This window comes from Paenibacillus sp. N3.4, assembly GCF_008017805.1.
Lineage (GTDB): Bacteria > Bacillota > Bacilli > Paenibacillales > NBRC-103111 > Paenibacillus_E.
This window is the reverse complement of the sequence record NZ_VRTT01000106.1, coordinates 1-17,900: the sequence shown is the minus strand read 5'-3', so window position 1 is coordinate 17,900 and position 17,900 is coordinate 1. Positions and strand designations below refer to the sequence as shown.

Sequence of the window (17,900 nt, the reverse complement as noted above, 5' to 3'; positions counted from 1 at the left end):
AATCCGTGCGAATTCCTGCACTTTTGCAGGAATTCCTCATGAATAAGCCATTTCGATTAAAAAAGCCTGCACGATTGCAGGAATTTCCTTTTCGTTGTACCCTCTACTGAACAATGTATGCTCTAGCTATTCCTCAGGCATGCGGGATTCATTAATTCAACTTATATAGTTATGGAATAAGATATTTTGAAACAACATTAATATCGACGCTCTCTGCCTCATTGTTCAAATATTTAATAAACTCCTTTTGTACCGTTGGAAAATGTTTGTGCTTTAACCGAATCCAACCAAGCGTAAGGTGAGCTGGTTCTTCACATTGCAAAGGAATGAGGACGATATCTCCTCGCTCTAGCAATGGGTCGTTTTTGACACTGAATTCATTAAAGAATCCAATAGCTGTATTTTCGGCAATCGTTCGCTTCAGAACCTCTAGGTTATTAGAAGTCGAAACAACATTCATAGCTCCGTATTTAGCCATAAAATCATCCATGAATCGATTGGAATAGCTCCCGTTAATATGGACGAAGGATTCATCTAATAGTTCGTAAGGTGTCACACTTTCTTTGGCAGCAAACGGTGAAGGCTTGCTTACACAAACGAAGATTTTAGAATCCACCAAGTTATGGTAACCTAAACTGTTATCGTGATCGGCAGGGCAATCAATATAGACTAACCCCAGATCCGTTTCGTTGTTCTTTACCAATTGACAAGTCAGGAATTCGAAAAGATCCAACAACATCCAGTTATTGGATATGACATGATCATGCATATTTCTTCATTTCAAAAAAACGGTATTTTGGATATGATTTTATATCATCATGAACGGTATGATGGGAAGGGATATCCCCGAGGACTCAGAGGTAACGAGATTCCCCTAGCTGCTCGAATCATGGCAGTAGCAGACTCTTTTGATGCAATGACTTCAAGACGTGCATATCGTCCTCTAACAGATATCCATTATGCAATTACTGAAATCCGCAACAATAAGGGGACGCAGTTTGATCCGGAAATAGCCGAACTTTTTATAGAATTAGCTGAATGTGGAGGGAACGAGGCTCTCTTCCGTGGCAACCGTTTAGAATAGTGCTTTCATTACGATTACCTAGCTACTGTATTTCGCCCGCGTGCGTTCAGCAATCCCGTTCATAAAGCAGTGGATTCAGCGGGCTGGCGGCGAGATCGCCAGGTTGGCAGCCGGGCAGCCAATGGGTTAGGTCACTAGCTTGGGCTTTGCTTTCCGGCTCTGCTGCACGAGTGCCGTCCGCGAAGTAAATGACAGTGATGACCTTGCGCATATGATCCGTAGGGTTGCCCGGTGCCGCATGCATCGTCCAGCCGGCATGGAACGTTGCGTCGCCTGCCGCCATTGCACCGTAATTAGCCTGAGGGATACTCCGTGCTTCAATAAACTGGCCCAGCGTTTTATGGGATTCGTCTGAAATTTCCTGTTTGCTCACGTAGCCCAGGGCGTGCGTACCTGATGCGAACGTCATCGTCCCGACTTCCGCCGAAATCGGAACGAGCGGCATCCACATCGTGATCGTATTCTTCGTATCGAGCGGCCAATAGATTTGATCCTGATGCCACGGCGTATGCCCGCCTCCAGGCTCTTTAAACAGCGCTTGATCGTGATAAATGCGCACGCCCGAAACGCCCATCAGGTCAGCAGCGATTTTGGCGAAGCGGCGACCTAGAATGAATGCTTGCAACTGCTCGCTCTGACGCCACACGTTCGAGATCTGAATGAACGCCTTGCCGTACGTATCCCGTTCGGACACTGGCTTATCATGATAATTAAGCTCCTTGACCAAATCGCTGATCATCGGCTCATAAACGTTTATAACTGCTTCGGAAGCTACCCCTTTCAAAAAAATATGACCGTCCCGCTGATAGGCCTCGATGTTCCCCCTATCCAGCAAGTAGTCCTCGCCAAGCTCGGGCAACCTTTTCTCGTTTGTCTTTTCTGACATAGCTGACGTTTCCACCCTTCTCTACATATTGACTTACACACTACCATTGTAGCCAAATTCGGGCGTTTCCGCTTTGTCAATCCAACCGAATTTTTTATCAAAAACAACTGTTTTTGTGCTATGATGAGTACGTTTGATGTTCACTGGAGGTGACCTCTCATACCATCGTTAAGCGATTACATGCTGCATTCACCACTCGTTCCTTTCATTCGAGAGTCGGATTTCGCGATCCGCAAGCCATGGTCGATGCCGGAACGGCGTTTGCTCGACTATTTGCTCATTTATGTACAAGAAGGAACGTGTAAGTTCACTGTTGATCGGGTCGAATACGCGTTCAAACCCGGCGAGTTTTGCCTCATTCAACCGGGTAGCGTTAATAAATTGCAAGGATTGACGAACACCGTGACGCCGTTCGCTCATTTTGATTTATTTTACAACGCAAGCAGACTGGAAAGCTTTCCGACCCGTGCAGGGCAGATCGACCTCAGCGATTATGCGCATCTGATGCAGCCTCGACTGGACGAGCTTTGCGGCTGCCACATACCGGTCAAGCTGGAGATGCATCACCCCGACAAGTTCAGAACTTCATTCCTGCAAGCGGTGGAGCTGTGGCAGTACCGGGACGCACACATGCAGGCCAGAGCCCAAGCTCATCTCACGAGCTCGCCTCCCAACTACTGGAACAATACGTTCCCTCATCTTCCGCGCCCAGACAGCCAAGTGCTGCCTTGGACTGGATAACCTCCTATTTTTCCTATCATTTAAGCAATCCCCTGAACATAGATGCGATGGCCAAACGCGCTCATCTATCGCCTTCCCGTTTCAATGACGTGTTCAAGCGCCAATACGGCGTGACCCCGCACCAGTACTTGCTTGACATGAGAATCAACCATGCCTGTGAGTTGCTTCACCGCTCTGAGCTGTCGCAAGAGCAAATCACCCAGTATTGCGGGTTTTCAAACATCCATCATTTCTCCAAGACGTTCAAGAAAAAAAAAGGAAAGTCGCCAGGGGCGTATCGCAAGTTGGGCCGATTAAACGGCTCAGACCCTCGTGAGTTCCCGTCTCAACATTAAACATAATCATTTCTTGCTAGTAGAACCCATTATTTGGTATATTCTTTATTGAGAACAAAAAAACTCAATATTATACTGGGGGTTGCTACCATGTATAGGCGTTATGAAGAATTAGATTCTCTGCGAGGTTTAGCCGCATTATGTGTTGTGTTTTTTCACATGTACCAAGTTATTCCAACCAACAAATTATTGAAAATAATATTTGAATACAGTCCTCTCCGCTTGTTGATTTCTGGTGGAGAGTCTGTGATCTTGTTTTTTGTTCTAAGTGGATTCGTACTGGCATTACCTTATTTTAATAATAAGCAATCAAACTACTTTTCTTTTATCATTAAACGCATTTGCCGTATTTACTTTCCCTATCTATTCGCGCTTATAGTTGTAATTTGGTGCAGAGAGCTATTTTATGTAGGTAATCTAAAAGCCTTAAGTGGTTGGATTAACTCTTTCTGGTCAGCTCCTGTTAATATCCAAGTGATTCAAACTCACTTACTCATGTTGGGTACTTTTCTCAGTAACTTAAATCCTGTCTTATGGTCTCTAGTCCATGAGATGCGAATATCCATCATTTTTCCATTCTTAATGCTTTTACTAGTTAGATTGGATTGGAAGAAAGGATTGGGGCTCAGCGCGTTAGTCAGTGTAATGGCGATTGTATTATATAGTGTATTTAAACCAGGAGATACAGGGACGGAATACGTTGCAACACTCAACTACACAGCAATGTTCACAATAGGTGCATTGTTAGCTAAATACAAAAGCAATATCGCTAATAAATTCAATTTGCTTACTAATAAAATTAAAATCTTAGGATTAGCATTTGGACTATTTGCATATTTGTTTGCACACCCTTCGTTTGCAATTAAAGCTTTTATTTATAAGGACATTTCGCCTTTTTACAGAACGATTATCGATTCTTGGTTTGTTACGGTAGGAGCTGTAATATTAATCATCTTTGCAATAAACTCCATCTTGATGTCCCGTGTGTTGAAAAACTATTTTGTGAATTTCCTTGGTAAAATTTCTTACAGTTTGTATCTTATTCATGTGGTGGTCATTCTTACGATGCTTCAATCATTAAATGGTCGGGTACCGATCAGTATAATCCTACCTGGTTCATTAATAGTCTCTTTCGTTATTGCTGTTCTGATGCACTTCTTAATCGAGAAGCCATCAATTTCTCTAGGTAAAATGTTAACCAGCCACCGATCTAAAAAGGTAACTTTTAATGAGATATCGCGTTAGAAGCGTTGCAATCCTCAAAGGCCGCTCATCATCGTCTTGAACGGATCGATGGAATCTTTCCAATTCGATTAAACCATTTGCCAAGCCAAGTTCTAGCCATTTGCTGACCCGTTCGAACTCCAATATAAATGGTTAGTAGTGAGAACAAACCTATGGATATCTTGTTGATAGATTCGCAGGAGTGTTGCTATTTCAGTGTCAAGCGCACATGAGGAATAAGCGAAGGTGATGACAAGCTTTTGCTTGTCCGTTAATTGATTAAAAGCAAGAAACAAAAAATGACCAGTCAGATTGTATGCCATATAACCAAACTGCCATATACGCCCTGACCCTTCAATTTGGGCGGTTTCGTAATAATCCTTCGGGATTTGCTGCAGTCCTGCCAGAAATAAAATCACGTTATAATCTATGTTCCAATCGAAGAACATCTGCCAGATCAGAATAATCGAGGCGACAGGAACGACAAGCGGCAGCACATAGGCAGTTCGCAGCCATTTTCGCAGATATATATTTTTATTCAACAACATGGCCAAACCTAACGATAGCGCAAGTATAAGCGGAACACTAACCACGCTAAAATAAAACGTATTGGATGCTGCCTTTTGGAAGGAATCACTCGCAAGCAGCTCGCGGTAATTGTCCAATCCCACAAAATGGCTGTCTACCGTACTATCCATAAAAGAATAGAATATTCCATTGTTTTATATTTTTCTTCACAATGAAGCTATGCCAAAAACCCCACTTCTTCATTCTCCGTTTCCTCCTCCCATTCATACGTTTAGAATAGGGGAGACAGTTAAAAGAAAAAGTAGGGTAAAGATAAAATTTTCATTAAATAATCAGCACTATAATGAACCGAGTCCTTTGGATACGAAATTTTGCGGGAAACGGACTTCAAAAAGCGTACAAATGACACTGCTCTGGGCCGAAATTGTACCTTGATGCTGCGCTACAATATTTTTCGCAATAGACAAGCCAAGGCCAGTGCTGCCCTCACGATGTGTTCGCGCTAGATCGCCGGTAAAAAACATATCGAAGATATGCGGCAGCTCTTCCGGAGGAATGCAATCCCCATAATTGACCACTTGAATCGCCACATCTTCTGCGTCAATACGGCAATGAATATCAATAAACTGGCCGTCTTTTCCATAGCGAATGGCATTCGTCAGCAGATTTTCAAATACGCGTGCCAACAGCTCACCGTCACCCCAAACAATCAAATGCGGGGTCACGTTCAAACGGGTAGTTAGGTTATTTTTCTCAAAGGAAGGGTATAGCTCCTCGTTTAACTGGATGAGAAGCTCGCTCAGATCGAGTTGTTTTTTTTCAAGGGTTAACTTGCCATAGTTCATTCGAGTGATTTCGAATAGCTCGTCAATGAGCTTTTCCAAACGTTGAGACTTGGTATAAGCTATGCTCGTATAGTGCTTGATTTGTTCTGCAGTCAGCTGATCGTCCCGAAGAATGAAATCCAAATAACCCAAAACTGAAGTAAGCGGCGTACGCAGATCATGAGCCAAATTCAAGACCAATTGTTCCTTGCTGTTTTCTGCAAAATCCCCTCTCTCCAAAGCCTGCTGCAATTTTTCACTCGCTAGATTGACATCTCTCGCAATATCCCCGAATTCATCCTTGGATGGGATATGTATACGATTGTTGAAATCGCCATTCGCAAGCCGATAAATCCCGCTGGATATTTCATTAAAATAAACCGCATATCGTTTGGTGAGGAGAAAGAAAAAATAAATGGAAAGAGGGATAAAAATAAGCAGGAAGGAGTTAATGTCCCCAACATCTCTCATGAAATAACGGACTTTAGTCAGTGGATTCTCGAATTTAGTCGAATAATAATAGTGTTGAAGAACTTTATAGATGATATAGGTAATGGCAGCGGAAAAAAGCATGCTTAAACCAAAAAGCTGAATCATTTTAAATCGAAAGCTTCGCATCATTTCAGCCATTGAATGTATACCCCTATCAAACTCTTTTGGAGTTATCTCAATTGTTTCACCATAAAGGCTAACGGTGCGTTGTTCAGGATAAATGAGCAATCCACCTGCTTCCAAAAGAGATTTGTTTGCTGCTGGCTGATTCAACTGCGTGGAACACCTCAGCTGAGCATTCACGCGAGCAACCAGTTCCATCGGGTTGAACGGTTTGGTCACATAATCATCCGCTCCACTTACCAGTCCTGTAATTTTATCAAGGTCGGCTGCTTTCGCGCTTAAAAAAATGATAGGCAGATGATGCTGAGCTCGAATTTGCCTTGTTGCTTCATAGCCATCCAATTCACGGATACACAGTCACAATGACACCATCCATATTGTTGCCTGATATCTGATAGTGACCATTCACTGGCACTTGTATGGTTGTGTTTTTGGAGACGGGATAGTAAGAAATCACATAGGTTTTATGATCTACAATAGTGGTAATGGTCTTCTGTACTTTCAAGAAATCCAAATATTGTTCCAAGACAAATTCTTTTCCTGCATAATTGCGCTGTGCGGCAAACCCACATAGCGAAAATGCCAGGGCTCAGACTCAATACCTGTGATTGCCGTTTTGTCTTTTGGATAACGCAAGATAAACCCGTATCTCCATGCGTTTTTTTTCAGCCACTTTCCTTCAGGTGCTCGAACCATCTCCGTTTGCGTAGATCCAATATCGAGCGATAAACCTAAATTATGTTCGCTATAGCCTGCTGGCAACGCATAATCAGCACCCATTTGTTGATAGAGCAGATTTTGTTCTTTATTGTCCCGAAAACCGCTGCTGATTAAAAATCGGCTAACCCCATCTTTTTCTGCGGCCCCAATCATTGTTGTAAATTTTTGTACCAAGCTCGGCGATAACTGAATCGTTTTATCCAGCACAATGAATCCCTTCACCAGTTCCTTATGCTGAAACAGATTGACCGCATCAGACTCTTCGCCGCCCGGAGGTACAGGATGATTCTTATTGACTAACAGCAAGCTCCCTTTGTAAATCTGATCTTTTGTTACTTTAAGCTCAGTCATTTGAGAAGTCACCCCTTGCGTCTGAATGACTTCTCCAGGTGGTTTCTCGTTAACGACTTTCAGTTTGTGTTGAGCAACTCCGTAGCTAAGCAGTACAAGTATAACAAGCCCAAAAAACCACTTCTTCATCCTTAGTTTCCTCCTAACCATTCATTCACTCTAGGATAAGGAAAACTATTTAAAAAGAAATGGGGTTAAAAATAAAATTTTTCTTAAATCTCATCAACATTTCTCGTGATTTTTTGTTTTAAATCACAAACGCACACGCCACTGACAGGGATTTTCCCACCGTCAATGGCGCGTACGCCGACAATTTTAGACAATAACTGAATTAAAAATTAATTTTCTGTAAGCCAGTTGTCGAGAAGCATTCTTGCCACTGCCGCAAGGACTTGAATATCAATTTTACCATTATTAAAGATATCGGCTGCTTCGATTTCACTCCAGTTGGCATCTGTTGATTTCGTTCCATAATACTTGGAAATGACGGACAGATCATTGATGGTGACACTCGTTTGACCCGGAACTAGCGTAACCATCTTCGTCTGGAATGTTTGCAGTGCAGTATTCACATCTGTTGTCGCCGTGTTCACTTGCGTCTGCGTTGCCGCCGAACTGCCTAATACTGCGTTAGCGCTTGTTATGGCCGCCTGCAATGCCGCTCTCGCAGCCGCCGGATATTGACCGATTTTGGTGCCTTCGGTCACTGCATCATGCTTGCTTTGCGCAGCTGCAATCGCTTTGCTCAGCGCTGATTTGTCTACAGTACCAGGATCGATGTGTACCGAACTATTGAACGTTGTCAACGACGTATTTAGAGCACTCAACGCATCCGCGACTTCCGATTGGGTTGATGCTGCATTATCGCGTACCGCTTTGGCGTTGTTAATGGCTGTCTGTAATATCGCTTTCGATCCGTTCGGATACTGGCCGATATTGTTTCCTTCCGTCGCTGCATCATGCTTGTTTTGAGCAGCAATAATTGCAGCGTTCAATTCCGCCTTATCCACATCTTTAATTTGAATGCTGAGAGATACTCCGGTAACTGGCGTACCCGAACCCGCGAGGGAAACCTTAAAGTCGGATAACGACAACGTTGTTTCCCCTGCTGCAACCCTCGCTTTGGTTTTGGCGCGTACGGTAAACAGATTTCCGATCGTACTAATCGCGTTGTCATTTCCCTCGCTGGCCATAATGATTCGAATCTGGCCTTTATCGGCCTTGATCGCGGTCCCCAACACGTTGAAATGATTTCTTAGTGAGCTCAGGACACCGTCAGTCAAGGAGAGAGAACCGTTGCTATTGGTTACTGTGTCGAACTCCAGCAAGTTCGGATCATAATTCAGAATGACATCTAGCGTAGTGAAGCTTGAGAGCAAGCTGCTCACGCCAACAGTCAAATCGAATTGCTGTTGTTGATAGACAGCCTTCGGACCGATTAATGTAGCTGCAGTTACATTTGCCTGTTGTTCGCCGATGGTGATCGTCATTTCCCCTTTAACTCCGGAGCCGTCATTAGCTGTCGCAATGACTTTTACCGATCCCTCCTTAACCGCTGTTAACAATCCTCCAGCACTGATCGTCGCCTTATCTGTTGCCGTTCCATCCTCGTTGACGACGGACCAGCTAACGGAATTGTTATTCGCATTCGCAGGCCATACAACTGCTGACATTTGCAGCATACCGTCTTTCGTCGTGATCGCTGAACTTCCACCCGCTCCAGTTACGTTAATGTTGGCAACTAAATTCGAAGAAGTAAAAGGTATAGTGCTGCCGTTCAAAGTAAAATTCGTAAATTCGGCGGTTTTGACAGGAATAGCCGTATTGAATTTTCTTGTAAAAATGCCTACTTTGGGATTCGTTAACGTAATGTCGAACGTATCGGCAACCTGAGTCCACTTTGTACCGTCGCTGCTATAATAGCCCTTGTAAGTTGTTCCGGTTTTTTCAATTTTCAAAAAGATATCCGCAGTAGCCACTAGGTCATCGTAGTTTTTATCTGTTTGGGCGCCATTTTTTATTTGAGAAAATCTGAGCTGCTTGGAAGCACCAGGGTTAGCGCCGTTAGCTTGACGTCCGAATGTAATCGCATTGCCGTCATCCTGATAGACGATCAATCCGGCCCATTCAAACCCATTCGAAGCATCAAACTTTACCTTGGTGGAAATGGTGAAGTCGCTAGTATCTGGATTTCTCAGAAGAATATTACTCGGTTTAGATCCGCCCCAGCTTCCTTCGATTGTCGTTAATTTCATTGTGTCCAGACTGCTTTCTGCGTACCAATTGCTGCTGATTTCTCTTACCCATGACCAGCCGCTGCTCAAGTTTCTCCCCGGTCGCGGACCTGGTTCCGGGTATTGCCCGTTATAACTATAAACTCTGACATAATCTACAAGCATTTGTTTTGGTTTCGTCCAATCCGTCGTCGCGTCAGGATTGCCCGGCCAATCGCCTCCGACCGCCAAATTCAATTGAAGATAGAATAACTGGTCGAATGGAGCGGGGAAAGGGTAATCCGACGGTTTACTGTTGTCTTTGCTGAACCAATCATTTTTCGTTAAATAAAGAATGCCGTCGACATACCATTTGATTTCCCCTGGAGACCATTCCATGGCAAACGTATGGAAGTCATCCGAGAATTTCTGATTATTGGGCAGAATATAATTTCCTCCCGTATGTGTCCATGGATTGCCATAATGGATTGTACCGTATACCGTGCCCGGATCATGTCCGAGAAACTCCATAATGTCGATTTCACCACCAACCGGCCATCCACCGTAAACATTTTGGTTGGTTGGCATCATCCAAATCGCAGGCCACATTCCTTTGCCTTCCGGTAATTTGGCCCGAATTTCGTATCGACCATATTTCCAATCACCTTTCGATTTCGTCTCCAGCTTGCCGGAAGTATATTGACTTCCTTGATAACTTTCCTTGCGCGCTTCAATAATTAAATTCCCATTCTCGACTCGGACATTCTCGGGGCGATTCGTATAATTCTGCAGTTCGTGATTGCCGTAACCGCCGCCGCCTGTGGTGTAGTTCCATTTGGATTCATCTAACGTAGAATTGTTAAACTCATCATTCCACACTAACGTCCATTGAGAGTCATTTGTGGCGTCGAGAGGCGTTACCCCTTTCCCTACGCTGCCTTCAGCGGCGTAAATCGGTGATAACGACGCTGCCGACGCAAACAGTACAATAAGTAGAAAAGTTATGATTACTTTTTTGAATGTCAAGGTTTCACACTCCCAGACTCGTTCTTATCTAAAAATCTAAGAATTAAAACAACCGCTTCTCCTCGGGTAGCGTTGTCATTCGGAGCGAATAGATCTTTGTCTTTCCCATAGATCAGTCCTGCTTTGGCTGCCACCGCAACAATCCAAGTGCAAACAATTTGCTTGTCATTTTTATCATTCCCGCTTTCGCCCTTTCCATCTAGATGAAGGAGGACGGCAGTTGCGCCATCCTCCCAATCTTGACATTAATTATCTAAAAGCCAGTTGTCGAGAAGCATTCTTGCTACTGCCGCAAGGACTTGAATATCGATTTTGCCGCTATTAAAGATATCGGCTGCTTCGATTTCACTCCAGTTGGCATCTGTTGACTTCGTTCCATAATACTTGGAGATGACGGACAGATCATTGATGGTGACACTCGTTTGACCCGGAACTAGCGTAACCATCTTCGTCACGAATGTTTGCAGTGCCGCATTCACATCAGTTGTCGCCGTGTTCACTTGCGTCTGCGTTGCCGCTGAACTGCTTAATACTGCGTTAGCGCTCGTTATGGCCGCCTGCAATGCCGTTCTAACAGCTGCCGGATATTGACCGATTTTGGTGCCTTCGATCACTGCATCATGCTTGCTTTGCGCAGCTGTAATCGCTTTGCTCAGTGCTGATTTGTCTACAGTACCAGGATCGGTGTGCACCGAAGTATTGAACGTTGTCAACGCCGTATTTAGAGCACTCAACGCATCAACGACTTCCGATTGGGTTGATGCTGTATTATCGCGTACCGCTTTGGCGTTGTTAATCACTGTCTGTAATATCGCTTTCGATCCATTCGGATACTGGCCGATATTGTTTCCTTCCGTCGCTGCATCATGCTTGTTCTGAGCAGCAATAATCGCAGCGTTCAATTCCGCTTTATCCACATCTTTAATTTGAATGCTGAGAGATACTCCGGTAACTGGCGTACTCGAACCCGCTAGGGAAACCTTAAAGTCGGATAACGACACCGTTGTTTCCCCTGCTGCAACCCCCGCTTTGGTTTTGGCGCGTACGGTTAACAGATTTCCTATCGTACTAATCGCGTTGTCATTTCCCTCGCTGGCCATAATGATACGAATCTGACCTTTATCGGCCTTGATCGCGGTCCCCAACACGTTGAAATGATTTCTTAGTGAGCTCAGGACACCGTCAGTCAAGGAGAGAGAACCGTTGCTATTGGTTACTGTGTCGAACTCCAGCAAGTTCGGATCATAATTCAGAATGACATCGAGCGTAGTGAAGCTTGAGAGCAAGCTGCTCACGCCAACAGTCAAATCGAATTGCTGTTGTTGATAGACAGCCTTCGGACCGGTTAATGTAGCTGCAGTTACATTTGCCTGTTGTTCGCCGATGGTGATCGTCATTTCCCCTTTAACTCCGGAGCCGTCATTGGCTGTCGCAATGACTTTCACCACTCCTTCCTTAATAGCGGTTAACAATCCTCCAGCACTGATCGTCGCTTTATCCGTTACTGTGCCGTCCGCGTTGACGACGGACCAAGTGAATGTTTTATCAACGGCATCCGCAGGCAATACATCTGCAGTCATTTGCAGTGTGCTGCCTTTCGGTGTAATCGCTGATACTCCGGATACAGTGATTGAAGAAACTTCTCCTAGTTGGCCAGTGATGTCGATCGTAGCGCTTCCGGTTCGTCCAGATCCGTCATTAGCTGTCGCAATGACTTTTACCTGTCCATTCTTAACAGCGGTTATCACTCCTGCAGTGCTGATGGTCGCCTTATCGCTCGCAGTTCCATCCACGTTCATAACGGACCAGATGACTGATTTGTTATCCGCATTCGCAGGCAGTACATCTGCAGTCATTTGCAATGTGCCATTCAAAGCAGTGATAGCCGTTGCTCCGCCTGCTCCCGTAACAGCAATAGAACTAACTGGATTCCAATAGGGGATAATGCTGCCGTTCAAAGTGAAATTCGTAAATTCTGCCGTTTTGGCAGCGATAGCCGTATTGAGCTTCCTTGTAAAAATGCCGACTTTGGGATTTGTTAACGCAATGTCGAAAGTATCGGTCACCTGCGTCCAAGTGCTTCCGTCGCTGCTATAATATCCCTTGTAAACTGTACCTACTTTTTCAATTTTCAAATAAATATCCGCAGGATACACGAGGTCATCGTAGTTTTTATCCGTTTGCGCGCCAGCTTTGATCTGAGAGAACCTCAGCTGATTGACCCCAGGGCTACCGTTTGCCTGCCTTCCCAATGTAATCGCATTGCCATCATCCTGATAGACGATCAATCCGGCCCATTCAAAACCGTTTTTCGCATCAAACTTCAACTTAGTGGAGATTGTCATGTCGCCGGCGACGGGACCTCTAAGAAGGATATTACTCGGTTTAGATCCGCCCCAGCTTCCTTCGATTGTCGTTAATCTCATGCCGTTAGCATTATTGGGTACGGTCGCCCAATCTGCTTGGCTTTCCCTCACCCATGACCATCCACTGGCTAATAAAACTGTCTGGCCTATTATGGTGATGGTTCTCTCGCCTTTTACGCCGGAATCGTCGTTAGCTGACGCGATAACCTTCACTGCTCCGTCTTTAAGAGCGGTTAACACTCCGGCACTGATCTTAGCCTTATCCGTAGTTGTGCCGTCCGTATTTACGACGGACCAAGTAACCGTTGTAACGTCCGCATTCGCAGGCGCTACTGACGCAGACAGTTGCAAAGTGCCGCTTTTTGTTGTAATCGTTGATACGTCGCCTGCCGAGGATACGGTGATGGCGAATACTTTCGTGAATTGATTGCTAATGGTGATCGTTGCTTCGCCTTTCACTCCTGTACCGTCTTTGGCTGTCGCGATAACTTTCACCGTGCCGTCATCATAAGCGGTTAACAATCCTAGAGAATCAATCGCAGCTTTGTTCGTTGCCTTACCATCCGTGCCTACGACCGACCAGGTGACATTCTTATTCTCTGCATTCGCAGGCGTTACTGCAGCAGACATTTGCAGCGTGCCGCCTTTCGTTGTGATCGCCGTTGCATTGTTCGCTCCGGATACTACAATTCCCGTCACGGGTACGTTCGGACCGGCCGCTACCGTAATAACGGCTTTTGCCTTGAACGCACTGCCAGCAATCGTGCCATTTACAGTAAAGTTTCCTGCTGCAGCATATTGGGAAGGGTCGATGCTATCCCACGTAACAGGTACCATTCTCATACTGAGATCGTTGTACACTTGTGCGACTAACGCAGGTAATACGGGAGCTTTCTTAGCAATGATTTCTAATTCTACATCCTTAATGCTTAAAATCGTTCTTGGAACGTAATCAGTCAGTCTCTGATTTTGTCCGCCTACGACTACGGCACCACCCATGTTGTTCACAATATGAGTGATTTCGCTTCCAGCCATACCGCTTAAGAAAACAGTCGTCGCATGGTGGACCTTAACGCCTGGCTTATCTGGAACTTCTATTGCGCTTTCAAGTTTCACAGGCGCATCCCTGAAGAAGGAATATACCCCTAATCCGTAAGCTTCATGTTGATTCACCGAGTCCGCGACTTTGTAACCTGCATAACCCTTAACAGTCCCATAGTTGCTCATCCAGCTTTCTTGATCCGGGACGTCGTAAGGAATTTCACATTGATAAAAATACATCTTGCCGCGTTCGCCATTCCAAAGTGTCTGATACTCATGGAAATGTTCTACAAAGAGGCCGTATATCGTTACGTCATTTCCATTTACGATCATCCCATTGGTCGTTAGATTTGAATTCCATGCAGCACCCGTGCCGTGATCTGCGCGCCATACCCAGAAATGGTCGCCAATGACGTGGTTGCTGTTGATTTCGATACATACTTTGGATAAGGCAAGAGCATCCCCGCCTACTCTAAAGTAGAGGTCGTGAAGAGAAATTGGATTAGCAGAGTGATCAGCTGAACTGCCTTTGGGTCCAACCTCCAACAAAACAGGCGAACTATTTGACCCAGCTTCGAACAGAAGTCCAGCAATTTTAACGCCATCAACATCAGCTACTTGCAGCGCCACAGATCCGTTGTCCGAGTGCAAAGTAGCAAGTCCCAGGCCTAACACAACCGTGTTTGGATTCGATACTACGATCGGTTTGCTTACATGATATACGCCTGGAGTAAGCAGCAGATGCTTACCTTGGCTAAGCGCAGCATTGACATTATCTACGTTGAAAGTATCAACGTCTGCGATATAGAACTGATCGATCGGAATGGATGTTCCATCCGCAGGTCCGTTCGTCCAACTGGTTCCTTGCGCAGCACGGGAAACATTGGGAACGAAAACGCTGTATTTATCGGACGCGTCAATGGTGAGGAAAGGTTTTTCCCGAATAATCGGCGTTTGATCGACGATTGTATATGCGTTTGTTGGGTAGTTCTCCACTGGATTATTCGTGTTCCCAACAAGCGTCATATTCCAGAGCGAACCTGCCCATTCACCCCAACTGTTATTTCTGGAAAACCACTGCTGTTGTGATCCAGGAACCACTCTTCCATCGATCTTGGAATCGGATAGGAAGCCACCGCTTGCCCATCCTCCTACATCATGAAGCGACAGATTTCCTTTAACGTGCAAACGTCTCATGGATGCGGCTTGCGATACCGCATATTTCATATCTCCACCTTGAGGCGTTACGGCGAGGTTCTCAATGGATCGCCAGAAGTTTTGAGTAGCATTGTGGTTAGCCATCCAGTTTGCATCAACCGTTACCCCGCCATTGATAGTGACATCGTCGGGCATTTTCCCCAAACCAGCAACATGCGTGTAGAAGCCCACTCTAACTGAAGTGCTGTATGCGCCTGGTTTAAAGAGAAGCGCGTATCTCTCGGAACCAAATTGATTCGTTTCTTGTTTAGAAAACACGTTAGTAGCAATCGTCTGAATGTCTGATGCTGGCATTGCCGGATCAAATACATAGACATTCTTACCAAAGTCAGGCAGCGTTAATGCGGCAATTGCTGTAGACAATGCTGATTCTACGCCTCCGCTTACGGAAGAAACTTTGTAGAAATATCTAGTATTAGGTGTCAAGCCCGTATCTACGTAGTTGTATGTCATTATCGCTGCGGTATTAATCTTGTTGAATGTTCCGTCGCTGCTTGTAGAACGGTAGACGTTATAGCTTGTTGCGCCGGGCACGGTTGTCCAAGCCATGCTTACCGTTTTTGTCGTAGTCGTACTTATACCGAATTGATCAGGTAGCGTAGCTGCAAAGACTGCCGCTGACATCGCTGATTCACCGTCTATGCCGACCGCTGTAATTTTGTAGTAAAATCCAGAGTTTGCGGGCAATGCTGTATCTATAAAGCTAGTTGAGGCAATCGCAGTCGTATTTATCTTGACAAATGTGCCGTTACTGGTTTTCGAGCGGTATACGTTATAGCTGTCCGCACGAGCTACGATTGCCCAGCTCAAAGCAGCGGAATTCGTTGTCGTCGCATCGACTGATGGTGTTGTAGGTGCATCCGGCGCACCTAGAGAGGTGCGGATCTTGAATGTTTCGTTGATACCTATTGTAGCGCTGGATGCGGTTAAATAGGGACCATTAGCATTCGAGGTATTGACGGATATATACAATTTTTTACCACCAATACTTTTGTTCGCCTTTATCGCTACAAACCCAGTCTCAACCCCGTTGCCATCCTTTAATTTTTCAATATAGAATTTTTCCCAGCTAGTCGTTGTCACTCCAGGTGCAGCTTTTGTTGGTTTCAATGCGTCGGTTTGAATAACCTCAGTGCCAACTTTGTAATCTTCGGTGGTAAGGAACATATTGTTCGCCTTAGACTTCATATTGATTGAGCCATCCAGATTTCCATTGCATCTTTACCGTCAACGATCAAAAATGATTCCGCATCAGCCACTGTAGTGTTATTGGCTGTACTATCAGCTGTAATCCCATTCGTACCAGAAGCTTTTACCATTTTTGAATTGGCCGACGCAGTAATATAAGAATAATCTTTAGCGGCATACGCGTGGGTCACATCAGGTTTCATTATGAAAAGGCTTACAATTAGTGATAAAGCAAGAATTATAGATAAACCTCTTCTTAGCATTTACATAACCTCCAACGAATGAATTAGTCATGATTTTTTACTTCGATGCTGAATACCTGAAATGGAAGTTTCAAAGCACCGCCCTTTCCTATTTTGTAATTCCCTCTGATCCAATATGTATCAATCACACTCGCATTAAGTATGACTCGAAAATGGTAGCACTTACAATGTGTGAACTTAAGGTATGTTGTTTGGTTTTTATAGATTGTAGGCATACACACTCCTAATTAATATTTTGTATACTAATGAACCGAAAAAAGCCAAGTTAGATAATTTCTTATTAAGAAGTTATCAGACTTGACTGCATCTTTCATTTACCCAATATTTCCTTTTAATAACTGTTTCAATGCTAGTGCATCTGACATTAATTGTTCCACGTTATCATCCTTAACAAACTCAAACAGTGCATAACGATTTTCATGGTCATCAATCTGTGCCAGATGCTGCCTCCACTCATGCATATCTGCTTGAAGAACATCCATATCATTCTTTGTGATTAATTTTTAAATGATAACCCATTTGTCTGCAAAGCAGTCCTTAGTTTGGGTAAAGAACCTGGTCCCATACCGTGAAATTGTAAAATCTCCGCTTCGCTATAGTTGGATAGCTGTTCCAAAGTCGTTATGCCATTGTTCTCCAATGCTCGTCTGGCTGGTGCTGAGAGTACGGAAAGAAACCCGTTGTCAGGCTTCCGTTCTTGTTCGCATATCGGACAGGTCGGACAGTCGCTACTTTTAAAGTATTTGTGTCCTTTGATGCAAGTCCTTAAACTTTTCTTTGAAATTGTCATTTTTAATAACTCCATTTTGTTATTATTCAATAAACGTTCGCCGTTAACTGAACACATTTGGATTCATTTAATTAACAACCTTAACTCTTCTGTCATTCGTTCAACTAACTCAGGTCTTCCGTGAAACTGTGCTGGGGTGTTCTGAAAAAGTTGTATGCGCCAATTCCCTTCGATTTTAACTACAACTAGAGTATGGTGAGTGTTGACATTTGGATTGAGGTCTGACTTTCCTGGAGGCACCATACCTGCTATTGCTCGTATAATAGCTGCATCAGAACCAAGTGAATGTACATCTTTAATCTTGCTTACGAACTTTGCTGTTTGGTGATGTTCAAAAATAGATTTGAGGTGAGAAAATATCTCGTCACGACCAATTGATTGACTCCCTTGAACCTCTCATGACTAAAGTCACGAGATTCTTGGGTAGTCTCTTCTAACGAAGAGAAGTTTACCAAGCTAACCCTGTCGTTCCGACAGTTCGTGTAGT

At 44.4% G+C, this 17,900-nt stretch carries 14 protein-coding genes and 4 pseudogenes; 4 read left to right on the top strand and 14 right to left on the bottom strand.

Going from position 1 to position 17,900, the window contains the following annotated elements; genetic code table 11:
• Nucleotides 1–169: 169 nt before the first annotated feature.
• Nucleotides 170–703, bottom strand: a complete 534-nt coding sequence (locus FU659_RS31665) for a LysR family transcriptional regulator substrate-binding protein (RefSeq protein WP_187274531.1) — start codon at nucleotides 701–703, stop codon at nucleotides 170–172.
• Here FU659_RS31665 and FU659_RS31660 point away from each other — a divergent pair, their 5' ends adjacent.
• On the top strand, nucleotides 704–1,084 hold the full coding sequence (locus tag FU659_RS31660) for an HD-GYP domain-containing protein (protein WP_261808186.1): 381 nt from the start codon (nucleotides 704–706) through the stop codon (nucleotides 1,082–1,084). It abuts the gene before it with no gap.
• 46 nt (nucleotides 1,085–1,130) lie between these two features.
• Here the strand turns inward: FU659_RS31660 and FU659_RS31655 are convergent, their stop codons facing one another.
• On the bottom strand, nucleotides 1,131–1,970 hold the full coding sequence (locus FU659_RS31655) for a phytanoyl-CoA dioxygenase family protein (RefSeq protein WP_147951212.1): 840 nt from the start codon (nucleotides 1,968–1,970) through the stop codon (nucleotides 1,131–1,133).
• 180 nt (nucleotides 1,971–2,150) lie between these two features.
• Here FU659_RS31655 and FU659_RS31650 point away from each other — a divergent pair, with 180 nt between their 5' ends.
• The 3 genes from FU659_RS31650 (at nucleotide 2,151) to FU659_RS31640 (ending at nucleotide 4,291) form a co-directional block, all read left to right on the top strand.
• A complete protein-coding gene (locus FU659_RS31650) occupies nucleotides 2,151–2,711 on the top strand; it encodes an AraC family ligand binding domain-containing protein (RefSeq protein ID WP_147951211.1) in 561 nt (186 codons plus the stop codon).
• Entirely contained in the window at nucleotides 2,699–3,046 is a 348-nt protein-coding gene (locus FU659_RS31645; RefSeq protein WP_147951210.1) for a helix-turn-helix domain-containing protein, read from the top strand. The genes FU659_RS31650 and FU659_RS31645 overlap by 13 nt, the downstream gene beginning before the upstream one ends.
• A 90-nt stretch (nucleotides 3,047–3,136) precedes the next feature.
• Nucleotides 3,137–4,291, top strand: coding sequence for an acyltransferase family protein (locus tag FU659_RS31640; protein ID WP_147951209.1), 1,155 nt, complete (start codon nucleotides 3,137–3,139; stop codon nucleotides 4,289–4,291).
• Between the two features lie 308 nt (nucleotides 4,292–4,599).
• Here the strand turns inward: FU659_RS31640 and FU659_RS31635 are convergent.
• From FU659_RS31635 to FU659_RS36605, 12 genes and pseudogenes are all read right to left on the bottom strand, one after another.
• Nucleotides 4,600–4,986: pseudogene (locus FU659_RS31635) on the bottom strand (carbohydrate ABC transporter permease); the annotation flags it as partial.
• Nucleotides 4,987–5,136: 150 nt separating this feature from the next.
• Nucleotides 5,137–6,252: a sensor histidine kinase gene (locus FU659_RS31630; protein WP_261808187.1), complete on the bottom strand. Its 1,116-nt coding sequence runs from the start codon at nucleotides 6,250–6,252 to the stop codon at nucleotides 5,137–5,139.
• Nucleotides 6,253–6,395: 143 nt separating this feature from the next.
• Nucleotides 6,396–6,531, bottom strand: a pseudogene (locus FU659_RS39115) (response regulator transcription factor); the annotation flags it as partial.
• A gap of 49 nt (nucleotides 6,532–6,580) precedes the next feature.
• A pseudogene (locus FU659_RS31625) lies at nucleotides 6,581–7,437 on the bottom strand (M15 family metallopeptidase).
• Between the two features lie 209 nt (nucleotides 7,438–7,646).
• Nucleotides 7,647–10,547, bottom strand: coding sequence for a family 16 glycosylhydrolase (locus tag FU659_RS31620; RefSeq protein ID WP_147951207.1), 2,901 nt, complete (start codon nucleotides 10,545–10,547; stop codon nucleotides 7,647–7,649).
• Entirely contained in the window at nucleotides 10,544–10,681 is a 138-nt protein-coding gene (locus tag FU659_RS31615) for an S-layer homology domain-containing protein (RefSeq protein ID WP_261808185.1), read from the bottom strand. The genes FU659_RS31620 and FU659_RS31615 overlap by 4 nt, the downstream gene beginning before the upstream one ends.
• 111 nt (nucleotides 10,682–10,792) lie before the next feature.
• Entirely contained in the window at nucleotides 10,793–16,360 is a 5,568-nt protein-coding gene (locus FU659_RS31610; RefSeq protein WP_147951206.1) for an Ig-like domain-containing protein, read from the bottom strand.
• Complete coding sequence (locus FU659_RS31605; protein ID WP_147951205.1) at nucleotides 16,357–16,623, bottom strand: hypothetical protein; 267 nt, start codon at nucleotides 16,621–16,623, stop codon at nucleotides 16,357–16,359. The genes FU659_RS31610 and FU659_RS31605 overlap by 4 nt, the downstream gene beginning before the upstream one ends.
• Before the next feature lie 314 nt (nucleotides 16,624–16,937).
• Nucleotides 16,938–17,105, bottom strand: coding sequence for a hypothetical protein (locus FU659_RS36010; RefSeq protein ID WP_187274530.1), 168 nt, complete (start codon nucleotides 17,103–17,105; stop codon nucleotides 16,938–16,940).
• A 14-nt stretch (nucleotides 17,106–17,119) separates the two neighbouring features.
• Nucleotides 17,120–17,413 carry an RNA polymerase alpha subunit C-terminal domain-containing protein gene (locus FU659_RS31600; protein ID WP_147951204.1) on the bottom strand — a complete coding sequence of 98 codons (294 nt, stop codon included), beginning with the start codon at nucleotides 17,411–17,413 and terminating at the stop codon, nucleotides 17,120–17,122.
• A gap of 63 nt (nucleotides 17,414–17,476) precedes the next feature.
• Nucleotides 17,477–17,800 (bottom strand): annotated as a pseudogene (locus tag FU659_RS31595) (SgcJ/EcaC family oxidoreductase); the annotation flags it as partial.
• Nucleotides 17,719–17,900, bottom strand: a 182-nt coding sequence (locus FU659_RS36605; protein WP_222708692.1) for a hypothetical protein, incomplete at its 5' end; no start/stop codon positions are given. The gene FU659_RS36605 and the pseudogene FU659_RS31595, both read right to left, overlap by 82 nt.